The sequence below is a fragment of the Collimonas sp. PA-H2 genome (assembly GCF_002564105.1).
Lineage (GTDB): Bacteria > Pseudomonadota > Gammaproteobacteria > Burkholderiales > Burkholderiaceae_D > Collimonas.
The window spans coordinates 362,414-374,516 of the sequence record NZ_PDBX01000001.1; the positions used below are offsets into that span (position 1 = coordinate 362,414).

The 12,103-nt window shown below is 57.7% G+C and carries 14 protein-coding genes; 4 read left to right on the forward strand and 10 right to left on the reverse strand.

The features are described 5' to 3' along the window. Positions 1–7 precede the first annotated feature (7 nt). From ldcA to BCF11_RS27875, 5 genes are all read right to left on the reverse strand, one after another. Entirely contained in the window at positions 8–955 is a 948-nt protein-coding gene (ldcA, locus tag BCF11_RS01605) for a muramoyltetrapeptide carboxypeptidase (protein WP_233212333.1), read from the reverse strand. Next, positions 952–1,416, reverse strand: a complete 465-nt coding sequence (gene tadA / locus BCF11_RS01610; protein WP_098493199.1) for a tRNA adenosine(34) deaminase TadA — start codon at positions 1,414–1,416, stop codon at positions 952–954. The genes ldcA and tadA overlap by 4 nt, the downstream gene beginning before the upstream one ends. A gap of 62 nt (positions 1,417–1,478) precedes the next feature. Next, entirely contained in the window at positions 1,479–1,928 is a 450-nt protein-coding gene (queD, locus tag BCF11_RS01615) for a 6-carboxytetrahydropterin synthase QueD (RefSeq protein WP_061942139.1), read from the reverse strand. Positions 1,929–1,955: 27 nt separating this feature from the next. Beyond that, the gene (queE, locus tag BCF11_RS01620) at positions 1,956–2,591 is read right to left on the reverse strand and encodes a 7-carboxy-7-deazaguanine synthase (protein WP_098493200.1); all 636 of its coding nucleotides are present in this window, start codon (positions 2,589–2,591) and stop codon (positions 1,956–1,958) included. A 342-nt stretch (positions 2,592–2,933) separates the two neighbouring features. Then, positions 2,934–3,257: a hypothetical protein gene (locus BCF11_RS27875; RefSeq protein ID WP_158229124.1), complete on the reverse strand. Its 324-nt coding sequence runs from the start codon at positions 3,255–3,257 to the stop codon at positions 2,934–2,936. Between the two features lies 1 nt (position 3,258). On the opposite strand from BCF11_RS27875, the gene BCF11_RS01625 reads away from it, so the two are divergent. Next, entirely contained in the window at positions 3,259–4,299 is a 1,041-nt protein-coding gene (locus BCF11_RS01625; protein ID WP_158229125.1) for a S9 family peptidase, read from the forward strand. An 11-nt stretch (positions 4,300–4,310) separates the two neighbouring features. Here BCF11_RS01625 and BCF11_RS01630 read toward each other — a convergent pair whose 3' ends face one another. Together BCF11_RS01630 and BCF11_RS01635 are read right to left on the reverse strand one after the other, a co-directional pair. Further along, entirely contained in the window at positions 4,311–5,732 is a 1,422-nt protein-coding gene (locus tag BCF11_RS01630) for a DUF2867 domain-containing protein (protein ID WP_098493202.1), read from the reverse strand. 13 nt (positions 5,733–5,745) lie between these two features. Next, complete coding sequence (locus BCF11_RS01635; RefSeq protein ID WP_098493203.1) at positions 5,746–6,072, reverse strand: metalloregulator ArsR/SmtB family transcription factor; 327 nt, start codon at positions 6,070–6,072, stop codon at positions 5,746–5,748. Between the two features lie 279 nt (positions 6,073–6,351). Here BCF11_RS01635 and BCF11_RS01645 point away from each other — a divergent pair, with 279 nt between their 5' ends. The 3 genes from BCF11_RS01645 to BCF11_RS01655 are packed head-to-tail and all read left to right on the forward strand — an operon-like array spanning position 6,352 to position 9,574. After that, entirely contained in the window at positions 6,352–7,659 is a 1,308-nt protein-coding gene (locus tag BCF11_RS01645) for a selenium-binding protein SBP56-related protein (RefSeq protein ID WP_098493205.1), read from the forward strand. Continuing rightward, positions 7,656–8,396, forward strand: coding sequence for an SCO family protein (locus tag BCF11_RS01650; RefSeq protein ID WP_098493206.1), 741 nt, complete (start codon positions 7,656–7,658; stop codon positions 8,394–8,396). Before BCF11_RS01645 ends, BCF11_RS01650 begins: the two co-directional genes overlap by 4 nt. Continuing rightward, positions 8,393–9,574 carry a cytochrome-c peroxidase gene (locus BCF11_RS01655; RefSeq protein WP_098493207.1) on the forward strand — a complete coding sequence of 394 codons (1,182 nt, stop codon included), beginning with the start codon at positions 8,393–8,395 and terminating at the stop codon, positions 9,572–9,574. The genes BCF11_RS01650 and BCF11_RS01655 overlap by 4 nt, the downstream gene beginning before the upstream one ends. On the opposite strand, the gene BCF11_RS01660 is transcribed toward BCF11_RS01655, so the two are convergent. From BCF11_RS01660 to BCF11_RS01670, 3 genes are all read right to left on the reverse strand, one after another. After that, positions 9,561–10,028: a hypothetical protein gene (locus tag BCF11_RS01660; RefSeq protein WP_098493208.1), complete on the reverse strand. Its 468-nt coding sequence runs from the start codon at positions 10,026–10,028 to the stop codon at positions 9,561–9,563. The two genes, BCF11_RS01655 and BCF11_RS01660, sit on opposite strands and share 14 nt — an antisense overlap. Before the next feature lie 243 nt (positions 10,029–10,271). Further along, positions 10,272–10,991 carry an MIP/aquaporin family protein gene (locus BCF11_RS01665; RefSeq protein WP_098493209.1) on the reverse strand — a complete coding sequence of 240 codons (720 nt, stop codon included), beginning with the start codon at positions 10,989–10,991 and terminating at the stop codon, positions 10,272–10,274. 180 nt (positions 10,992–11,171) lie between these two features. Beyond that, a complete protein-coding gene (locus BCF11_RS01670) occupies positions 11,172–11,603 on the reverse strand; it encodes a hypothetical protein (RefSeq protein WP_143751229.1) in 432 nt (143 codons plus the stop codon). Positions 11,604–12,103 lie beyond the last annotated feature (500 nt).

The window sequence follows — 12,103 nt, forward strand, 5'->3', positions numbered from 1 at the left end:
CAAGGCTTCAGGCAGCCAGCGTGAGCGGATTCTGGAAAGCCAGCCGGAAACCGTTCGCATCGACATCCAGCTGCGCCTGCACGCCGACCGGCAAGGTCACCTTGTCGCGGATATGGCCGAACGGCAGACCGGTCAGGATCGGCACCGAGATGTTGGCGCGCAGATAGGCCAGCATGGCGTCGAAGTCATAGCCGTTGTCATGCTGCGCCAGCCGGTAGTCGGAAAAAGCGCCCAGCACGATCGCCTGCTGCCGCCCCAGGATGCCAGCGTAGTGCAGCTGCAGCATCATCCGTTCGACGCGGTAAGGATGTTCGCCGATGTCTTCCAGGAACAGGATACCGTCTTCGATCTGCGGCAGATAGGAAGTGCCGACCAGATGCGTCAGCATCGCCAGGTTGCCGCCCCATAGCGTGCCGCTGACGCGCAGCGTCGGATTGCCGGCGGCGGCGACCTGGATCACCTGCTCCGGCTGACGCAGCGCTTGCCAGAAATGCGACATCGTAAATTCGCTCAGTTCGGCGCTGCCGAAATCGGCGCACAGCATCGGCCCCGCCAGGCTGGCGGCGCCGGTTTGCGCAAACAGGGCCAGGTGCAAGGCGGTGACGTCGCTATGGCCGACGAAGATTTTCTTGCTGGCGGCCAGGCGGCGGAAATCCAGCAGCGGCAGCAAGCGCGACATGCCGTAGCTGCCGCGCAATACCAGCACGATCTGCACATGCGGATTGTCGATGGCCTGGTAAATCTGCTCGACCCGCGCCGCATCGGCGCCGCCGAAACGCTGAAATTTCTTGGCCGGGTCGTAATAATCATAGACCACGCAGCCCTGCTGTTGCAGGGCCAGGATGCCGCGCGCAAAAGCCTCTTCATCGTTGGCGTAGCCACCGGGAGCGATCACTGCCACGCCTATCGGTTCAGGCGGCCGCATTGGAGTACGCATTGCAGTATCTTCAGTCATGTTTTTTGCTGGGCAAGGCGCCGTTCGGCGAAAAATTCTTTGAGTAGTGTGCCACACTCATCTGCCAGCACGCCAGCCGTCAGTTCGGTGTGATGGTTCAGCTTTTCCTGTTCGAACAGGTTCAGCACCGAGCCGCAGGCGCCGGTCTTGGGATCGCTGGCGCCATACACCACGCGCGCCAGCCGGGCATGCAGCATGGCGCCGGCGCACATTGCGCACGGTTCCAGCGTCACATATATTTCGCAGCCGGGCAGACGGTAGTTGCCGAGGATGGCGGCGGCGGCGCGCAGCGCCATGATTTCGGCGTGCGCGGTCGGATCGTGATTGCCGATCGGCTGGTTGAAGCCGGTGGCGATGACCTGGCCGTCTTTCACTACCAGCGCGCCCACCGGTACTTCGCCCAGGGCCCAGGCATTGCGCGCCTGGGAAATGGCTTGTTGCATGTAAATCGCGTCACGCATAGGCAGTCAAGGGGTAAACTTAATCGAAAAAAAGCGCGAAAAACAGCGCAAAAGGACAGCGATCAGCGGTCTTCGGAAATCTCGGCCCAGCAATTCGGCGTTTCATGCAGCACCAGTTTTTGCAGATGCAGGCCGGTGCCGAAGTGATCCTTGTAGGCAGCTTTCAGGATATCGAAAGCCGTACGCGCCAGGTTCTCGACAGTCGGGATGCGGTCGATCACGACCGTCTTGTGATTCGGCAGCGTGGCCAGGAAATCGCGTACCGCGGCATCCTTTTCGTAGACCAGGAAAGCATGGTCCCAGACATCCACCAGATGCTGCTTGGCCAGCGTCTTGATATCGGAGAAGTCCATGATCATGCCGTTGTCGGAACTACCTTCGACTTCAATGACCGCCCCCACCAGAGTGATTTCCAGGGTGTAGCGGTGGCCGTGCAGATTGCGGCACTGGCTCTTGTGGTCGGGAATCCGGTGTCCGGCATCAAATTCCAGTTTGCGGGTGATGGTCAGCATAGGTAATCGTTTCTTTATAAAATCGGTTCAGGGAATCTGCAGCAGCTTGTGCGTCTGCAGACTCAGTTTCCATTTCGGATTGCGTTTGCAGGTCTCGATGGCCAACTGGACATTCTGCGCCTGTTGCGGGCCATCCATGGCCTGCACATAGAAATGATCGAAATCAAGCGATTCATATGCCGCCAGCGACTGGCCGAGCTGCGGAATCACGACTTTCAGTTCATTTCCCTTGCGCAGCTTGAGCACCGAACCCATCTTCGGGCTGACGCAAATCCAGTCGATGCCCGGCGGCGGCTCCAGCGTGCCGTTGGTTTCGATGGCGATTTCAAAGCCAGCCGCGTGCATGCTGTCGACCAGCGCCGCGTCCAGCTGCAGCAAGGGTTCGCCGCCGGTAAACACCACGAACTTGCTGCCAGTGTAAGTCGTCGGCCAGAGCGCATTGATGGTGTCGGCCAGCGCAGCGCTGGTCTTGAACTTGCCGCCGCCCTCGCCGTCGGTTCCGACGAAATCGGTGTCGCAGAACTGGCAGACCGCCGTGCTGCGGTCTTCTTCCCGCCCGCTCCACAAATTGCAGCCGCTGAAACGGCAAAACACCGCAGGACGGCCGGCATGCGTGCCTTCGCCTTGCAGTGTGTAGAAGATTTCCTTGATGCTGTAAGTCACTGTGTAAACTCTTGCTTTCTATTTGCCGGGGGCGGTCGCCCTCGGACATGCAATTCATCATTCATCATAGGCCGACCCACAACGCAATGCCTGGCATTCACATGCCTGCAACAGGAAACGGGGCGAAATACGGCGCTGACGAATCGGCTTGACCAGACGCCGCATGCAGAAACGTTGGCCTACGGCCTCTCGCTGCCACGCAAACACTGAATATAGGTCATGTAGCCAAGGTGGATAACGCCAGCCGGATATGCCGATGCAGATTTCCCCCATCGGCCCAGTATAAATGCAAACCTGAAGTGTGGATGCCAGCGTGATATGCGTGCAAAACGAAGTGCGAGATTATACAGACAGCCGCTGTTGCCGGTATCGGGATGGCCGAAATTGCCGTAAATCCGGTAAAAAACCACATGCAATTTGAACAGCTCGCTGCCGAAAGCGAGAAATATTTGCCATAATGAAACTATTTAGCGAGATGTATTCGAGCATCTTTCCCGGCGTCGCCACGACAGCGCAACAGCCTGCGTCGGCAAAACGACGCCATGGGTAGCTTGCAGCGGCCTCAGGTAAAGGAGATAGCAGAATGGCGTCACCTGGCATTTCAAGATCAAAAAAAATTTCCCGCACCTTGAGCGCATTCGGAAGCGCGCTAATCCTGGCGGCCACGTTGGCGCCTGCGATCAAGGCACGGGCGCAGGACAAACCGCCCAGTCCGGCGGCCTTATGGAGCGCGCCGGCATCGACATCGCCCACGGTGACGGAAGAGCATTTCAATAACGGCCAGGTCGAACTCAGCGGGACGCTTTACGTTCCGCAGCTGCCGGACAAAGTAGCGGCCGTGGTGGTCTTGCATGCCGCCTCGGTGCCGACCCGGGATCAGGCACTCTATCGCCATGTGATACAGGCCCTTCCTGCGCTCGGCGTCGCCGTATTTGTTTACGACCGGCGCGGCAGCGGAAAATCGGGCGGCACGCTCGCCGACAGCGGCTATGACACCCTGGCGGACGACGGCATCGCGGCGCAGCGGATGCTCGCGCAGGATCCGCGGATCGACCCCAGGCGCATCGGCTTTTGGGGACTTAGCCAAGGAGGATGGCTATCGCTGCTTGCCGCGGCCCGCAATCCGGAAACCGCCTTTGCCATTTCCATTTCGGCGCCGATGACCACGCCGGACGTGCAGATGAATTTCGCGGTAGCGAACATATTGCGGATAAAAGGCTATTCGGAAGCCGATGTAGGCATGGCTGTCGCAGCGCGGACAGCGGTCGACGAATTCGAGCGCGGCAGGCTCGATCGCGCGACCGCACAGGCCAGGCTCGATGCCGTCGTCGACAAGCCATGGTTTGACCTTACCTATCTTGACAAGACCTTCCAGGATCCCGAAAAATCTCGCTGGGCGAAAGAAATCAGGCACGACCCGTTAAGGACGCTCAGTTCCGTGCACGCGCCTGCCCTGGTTATTTATGGCGCAAACGACCCATGGGTGCCGGCCAGACTGTCAGCGGAGATCCTGCGGAAAAACGCATCTCAGCATCCCAATATCGACACCGCGGTGATCGCCGGCGCGGATCACGACATGATGCTGTCCGCACCGCTCGAATTCCAGATCGACCCCAAGGCATTCAGCGCCCAGGCGCCTGATGCGCCAGAATATTTCAGCCTGATGGCGGCATGGCTTACCGCGAAGGGATTTGCGCGCACTCCCTAATCCTGCAAGCCTCAGGCCGGCGCCAGCCGGCTGTGCATCTGAAAGTCCTCCACCTCCCCCAACGCAAATTCCACCGCCAGCCTTAGCATGGCTGGCGCGACGTAGCGGCGATGGGTGTAGGCAATAGCGTTCATGTAAAACCTGCCGAACAGATTCTTGCAGTGGACACGGGTGCCAAGGGTTATGTCTACATGATGCTCGTCAACGATTTCAACGGCGACGCATGACCTGAACAGCAGATGCTTGTCGTTGGCGCCAAGAATGACTTGCGCCCGCGTGTCGGCCGGATTGAGCGACTGGTCGAAAACCGGATAACGCTTAGCAAATAATGTATCGATATCGGCGGACAGGAGCGATGAAACCGGACATCCCAGCGGAGAAGTACGCAAGCCCAAAGGCTTGACCAAGGCATTCCGCAACGCCATCAGGCTGGATACGCCACCTGGCCGGTTAAGCAAAAAACCTTCCAGGACAGAGGCCAGCAATTGCGCGGCGCTGGCGTCTTTGAAACTGGCGCCCGTGATCCGCAGGGAAAATGTATCATCATGATGCACCGGCATGCCGGCCAGCTGCTGGTTCAGCAAGGAGCCCGCGGGCGCAGCCTTGAGCTCCTTGACGGCGCGGCCCGATCCGCCGTAAGACAAGAAACCGGAAGCTCCCTGCCACGAACTCCATGCTCCGCGCAGCCAACCCACGCTGCTCCTTGCCGCATTGCAGAGCACACGCCGCAAAGTTCCTGGCGGCGCCTCCAGCGACAGGGTCGTCGCGGGGATCGACGCCGCATCAAATTCTTGCGCCTCAAGAAGCGCCGCAACCTCAGGTGGCAGCAGTTCGGTCAATGCCGGAATGCTGGCCTCATTAGCCAGGACCTTTTGTTTCAAGTCATGCGGCAAATTCCCGCCCAGCTCATTGGTATGGCAAGAAAGCGCAAAGAATGCCGGATGCATGGATTTGCGGGACAAAGGAGAAAACTGATGCCAGGTTTCACCCCCGAAACGTACCGTGAACATGCAGTCAGGAGGAATATTGATAAAACGCAAGGCCCTGACGAAATTGTGCGGATCCTCTGCAATCTGCTGCGTCGATACGCTGGAAAAGCGCAGCTGCGCACCGCCGCTGCCAGACACTGCGGTAAAAATCCGATGGCCGGCATGGCGGTGAAACGGATGTCCAGCGGGTCCGACCACAAACGAATACAGGGAAGTGGCGTCGCCTTTGAGAAAATTGGTCCCGCCCAGTTTGACGGAGGGTTCATCCAGCTCATCCACAAAAGCGCCATGCTGCCGCTGCCTGGAAGCTACACTTGCAAACAGGTGGCTGCCCGCACCGTGGCCCATTTGAGCGATCAAGCACACTTCTACGGCTAAGCCACCAGATTCAGAGGGGATCCGGACGGAGGGAAAGGTATCGACAGTCTGAGTCAGGCTTGGCATTGGACACTCTCGTTTATTCAGCCTTGCGGCGTTTGGCAATGACGCGGGATTCCTGCTTGAGCGGACGGCCTACTGGACAGAGTTCCAGCGCATAACCGGTGAGACTGTTGACCAGGCTGTCAGCGTTGAGCTTGTAGAGGACGAACTGTCCTTTGCGTTCGCTGGTTACCAGTTCGGCCGCTTCCAGCACCGACAGATGCCGCGAAATCGCCGGCGCGCTCATCGAAAAGCGCTCGGCAAGCTCGGAGGTACTGAGTTCAGCCTCGGTAAGGTAAGCCAGGATCTGGCGTCTTGGCGACGAAGCCAGCGCTTCAAAGATCTTGTCGAGAGATGCTGCCATTTTTCACCAACCAATCTATTAACTTATTTGTTAATTATCTTAATCGTGAAAAAATAAAGAATCAAGCTATTTATCGATCAGATTCGCGATCAGATTCGCGATCAGATGTGCGATCGTCAGCCGCAACCAGGCAGGTTGCTGAACCAGCGTTTGCCAACAGAGGCGGCACCTGTCAAATCTGGCAGCTATGATGACAATATGATACGAGCTAGTATTGCCTCGATTTCGATCCAAGAAATCCAAGAGATTCATCCTATTCATTGATTTCAAAGGCAGGCAATGGCTAACAGCTACTTCGGGAAATACTCTCTCGCAGCGACCTTGAGTTGCGCGGCGATTCTTGTTTGCGGCACATTCGCCAGCCGGCCGGCTACGGCTGATGAAACCTGCAACTCCCCCTACATGTCCAATCTGATCAAGGGCCAGGAAGACTTTGCCTATGTCTGGACACTCGGCGTGCGCGGCTTGGGAGACGGCTTCGACAAACTGGTGACGGTGGACGTCAACCCATCCTCGAAAAACTACGGCAAAGTGATAGCCACCATTTCCGTCGGCGCGCGTGGCGAAGCCCATCACACCGGCTTTACCGACGACCGGCGCTTTCTCTGGGCCGGTGGCCTGGATGACAACAAGATCTACGTGTTCGATATCCACAGCGATCCGGCCAGGCCGAAACTGGTCAAGACCATCGGCGACTTTGCCGGTAAATCGGGGCTGGTCGGACCGCATACCTTCTATGCGCTGCCGGGCCGCATGCTGGTCGGCGCGCTCTCCAACAGCAAGGATCACGGCGGCGCCACCGGCATGGCGCTGTACAACAACAAAGGCGAATTCCTGAGCAAGTACAACATGCCGACCACGCAGGGCGGCGATGGCTACGGCTACGATATCGGCGTCAATCCCGCCATGAACGCACTGCTGACATCCAGCTTTACCGGCTGGAATAACTACATGATGGATTTCGGCAAGCTGCTCAAGGATCCGTCAGCCATGAAACACTTCGGCAACACCATGGTGATGTGGAACCTGAAAACCATGCAGCCGGAAAAAATCATGCAGGTGCCGGGAGCCCCGCTGGAGGTGCGCTGGTCGCTGAAGGATGGCGACGACTGGGCGATCACCGCCACGGCGCTGACCTCGAAGCTGTGGCTGGTGAAGAAAGATGCGCGCGGCGAATGGCAAGCCAAGGACGTGGGGAACATCGGCGACCCGGCCAAGGTGCCGCTGCCGGTCGACATCTCGATCAGCGCCGACGGTAAAGGCTTGTGGGTCAATACTTTCATGGATGGCATGACGCGCTACTTCGACCTCCGCAATCCGGAAGCGCCGAAGGAAATCTATGCCAAGCATACCGGGGCGCAAGCGAACATGGTATCGCAGAGCTGGGACGGCAAGCGCGTCTACGTCAGCAGTTCCCTGCTCGCCAACTGGGACAAGAAGGGCGCGGATGACGAACAATTCCTGAAACTGTTCAGCTGGAACGGCAAGCAGCTGCAGGAACAATGGTCGCTCGACTTCTACAAGCTGAAACTGGGCCGGGCGCACCATATCAAGTTTGGCGCCAAGTCCTCCCAGGACGTCTCTTGAGCTTCGGCATTTTCCTGCAGCATCTGCACCATGGAAGCAGCAGTGTCCGTTCCGTCCCGCAAGGCTGCCGGCTACCGGCTGCGGCCATGCTGGCGCTCTCGCTCACTCTGCTGGCTTGCACAAGCAGTACACTGGCGCTGGAGCGTAGCGGCTTTGCCACGCCTCCAGCCGGCAGTTATCGGCTGCAACGGATCCTGGGCACGCCCGAGGGACTGGTGCTCGACAGCGACGGCAGCCGGCAAAAATTGTCGCGGTATACCACCGGCAGAATCACGCTCTTCTCTTTCATCTATACCTACTGCACCGATGCCCAAGGCTGTCCGCTGGCTTACGCGACCTTTCACAATCTGAAAAAAACCATCGAAGGCAGCCCCGGCATGCGCGACAAGGTGCGCTTTGTCAGCATGAGTTTCGATCCGCAATACGATACGCCGGAGGCCATGCGCAACTATGGCGGTAAAGATGCGCGCGATACCATGGGCGTGCCATGGCATTTCCTGACCAGCCGCACGCGCAGCGATTTGCTGCCGCTGCTGGAAGGCTTCGGGCAAGATGTTTCGGTGGCAGCGGCGCAACCCGATGGACAGCGGATTCCAATGCTGAGCCATATGCTCAAGGTGTTCCTGATCGATGCGCACGGCCAGGTCCGCGAAATATACAGTCCGGCCTTCCTGCGGCAAGAAATGATGTTCAACGACATCCAGACCTTGCTGATGGAGCAGAACATCAAACGATGAAATTCCTGCTTGTCGTGCTCTGCCTGCTGGCAAGCAGCTTGAGCGCATGCCGGCGCGCAGATGAAAAAATTCCGGCGCATGCCGCCGTTCCGGATAGCATGCTCGGCCTGCCGCCGCTCATGCCGCCAGCCGCCAATTTTCCATCGCCAGCAAAGATCGCACTGGGCCGCAAGCTGTTCATGGACAGGCGCCTGTCGTATAACAACACCATGTCTTGCGCCATGTGCCACCTCCCTGAACAGGGATTCACATCCAATGAGCTGGCGACTCCGATCGGCTTCGAAGGACAAAGCCTGCGCCGCAACGCCCCTACCCTGCTTAACGTCGCTTATGTAAGGCAGCTGTTTCACGACGGCCGGGCAGCCAGCCTGGAAAGCCAGGCCTGGGGCCCCTTGCTGGCAGCCAATGAGATGGCGAATCCTGGCGCCGATCATGTGATCCGTAAAATCAAAGCCATGACGGATTACCGGGACATGTTCGAAACCGCATTCAACGGATTTGGAGCCAATCAGGAAACCATTGCCGCCGCCCTTGCGAGTTATGAACGTACCCTGCTATCGGGGAATTCCCGTTTTGACCGCTGGTACTTCGGCCAGGAGAAAGCCGCCATGAATAGCAGCGAGCAGGCCGGCTTCGGGATTTTTTCCGGCAAGGCCAACTGCATCGCCTGCCATGGCATCGGCGAGAAAAGCGCGTTGTTTGCCGACGGCCGCTTTCACAACACCGGGATCGGCTGGTTGCGCAGCATGGAAAAAACCGCGGAAAAGCACAGCATCCAGCTCGTGCCCGGCTTGCGCGTGGACGTGGACGAGCGCACCTTGCAGAGCGTGTCCGAGCCAACGCCAAGCGACACCGGCCGCTATGAGGTCACGCACAACGCCGCCGACCGCGGGGCCTACCGCACGCCGACCTTGCGTAACATTGCGCTCACGGCTCCCTATATGCACGATGGCTCGCTGACCACCCTGGAACAGGTTGTCGAGTTCTATGAGCGCGGAGGCATAGATAATCCCGGCAAAGACAACTTGCTTAAGCCGCTGCACTTGAGCGTGGATGAAAAACGCGATCTGGTCGCCTTTCTCGGCGCACTCAACGGCGGCAACGTAAAAAAACTGGAAATCCAGGCTCGCACCGAAGCCGCCGCCATCGAGCATCGCAGCGCGATCAGAAAACCTTGATTTTCAACTGGAAAGACAGCGCGCCGTACAGCCTGTCCTTATAGCTGGGAATGATCGCCAGATTCAAGCCGACCTGTTTGTACTCGAAGCTGGCAACCGGAATCGCCGCCAGGAACCAGTCGCCATGCCGCATTTTCGGATAGCCGTTGAAGCCGCCGGCAACCACGCCCAGGCGCACCGGCCCGATATATACCGGCTGGTAGTACACGCCGACGTAATTTGAATATTCCCGGTCGCTGTTGTAGAACCTGCCGGCAGTGGCCGACGCCACGGTAGAAAACCGGTATTCGCCGCCAAGGCCGTAATTATTGTTGTTCAATCCCTTGTCGCGATCGAAGTGCTCGGAATAGAAGCCGCCATTCAGCCATGCTTCGCTGATCGGCTGGCTCTCTATCAGGCCAAACAGATTGCCTTGCTCTGCCTGCGCATCGGTAGCGGCACAGGCAAGAAACATCAAAACCACTCTATAGCACCGCCCTAAAGTAAGCATCAGCGTCCTATCCATCAAGATTTTCGCAGTTCATCCCGGATGCGTCTGGCATCGGCATAATCGTGCGTCCGGCAGTCCATCGCATAGGGCGTATGCCTGGATGCAAGACGCGATCACGCGGAGCATTTTAAAGCAACTATGATGCAGGCAGTGCTAGAACCAGGAAAGATATGGGAATCCCAAAAGACGCCTCGGAAAAAGCAGCGCTTATAAAAGCATCTCGTTTCCAGCGTCAGCAGCTGACTCGTGCTTTGCGCTCAGATCAAACTTGCCGGCAGGCTGGAACAGCCAGTCAAACACCACGGCAGCGCAGCTTGCCCCCGTGATTTGGGCGACAACAAAGCCGGCCACGTCGGCCGGCCGAATGCCGGTAAACGTATTGCTCATCGCCCGCGCCAGCGTCGCCGCCGGATTGGCGAAGGAAGATGAAGAAGTAAACCAGCACGCCGCCACGATGTAGGCGGCAACCGCAAAAGGCGTTGTCGCCGGACGTCTGCGCGAACAGCCGACAATCACAGCAATCAGGCCAAAGGTGGCGATAAATTCACTCCACAGTTGCGGCCAGTCGGATTTGACTTGCGTCGCCGCCGAGAAAACCGGCAATCCAAACATCACATCAACCGCAGCCACGCCAGCACAGGCGCCAATCGTCTGCGCAGCGATATACGGCGGCACATCACGCCACGGCATTTTTCCTTGCCACACTTCCAGCAATGTCACGACAGGATTGAAATGCGCACCGGAAATCGGGGCGAAAGTGAGTATCAAGGTCATCAGCGCCAGGCCGGTGGCCAAGGTATTGGCCAGCAAGGCGAGGCCCTCGCTCGCGCCGGACAGGCGCGCGGCCATGATGCCGGAGCCGACGATGGCAGCAAGCAGGAAAGCAGTGCCGATTGCCTCGGCAGCCAAACGGCGCGATAGGGTCATGGAAAATATAGCGATTGAGCGAGCCGGATAGGACTTGGATGCCCCCCCTCCCGCAGTCGGGAAAGAAGGGAAAACGCGCCATTGTAAATTCCAGCAGGGCTTTTGATAGCAACGCCCGCCTATACCTGCTATTTCCAAATCTGCATTATCCGTCCCTCCCTGGAAGGAAACCTGGCGTTCCTAGCGAAATGCAAACTTCAATAGCTGCTTGCCGGCCACGTCGCCGTTTGCCAGCTGGTGCCGCGGAACGACCATGACCAGCTCTCCGCTTGCATCATCGTTCCCATGAAGATTGATCGTCATTTTCAATTGTTGATCCAGGGCCACGAAAACATTCGGTGCAGTAGCGACAATGGCATGCCGTCCTTGGTCTTCCACTTCGGCATAAAGCTGCGGCCCTCTGTAGAACAGGCCTAGCGTCATGCCATTTGAAAGACTGTATGAACGCAGGTAGTCATGGGCTTCGTCGGCTTGCATCCGATGATAGTGATTGGGGAGTTCGATGCGCAGCGCTGGGCCGGTGACATTCACAGTCTGATTGTCCGGCGCCGTCTGTGCTGAAGCCGCCAATGCAAACACGCTTATTATAGAAATAAGAACAAGGCTTTTCATGATAGGCATCCTTTCTTTTAAACAGAATCTGGCCGGGTGCGTCGTGAGATTGATCGTCCTGCTCCGGCACCAGGCGAAAATAAAATATCTTCTCTTTTAAAAATATTGCTTCTCAAAAATGATGGGGCTGTCCATCATGGAATCGGTCAAGTCCGCCCCGGGCTATCATGCCGGACGCTCCTGCCAGGCAATAAAAACAGCTGGCTATTTGCATCCTTGCGGACAAGGAGAGCTGCAACTCAAACACGTGGGGAGTAATTTTCCAGAAACCGGTTCATATCGGCTCCCCGATTGAGTGCGTAACGGTTAAAGAAATTTTTTTCGAGGATTTGGAGGACTGCTGATCTGGTCGACATACACGTCGGTGATCTCCGAATTTTCAGGTACCGGGGTAAGGAGCAAAGCGGTGGAGTGTTAATGGATTTGTTGGCGGCCATCATCATCTTGCTCGGCTTCTTGTGCAGATTTGCGATGTTTTATCGTAGTATCGCCAAGCCAGA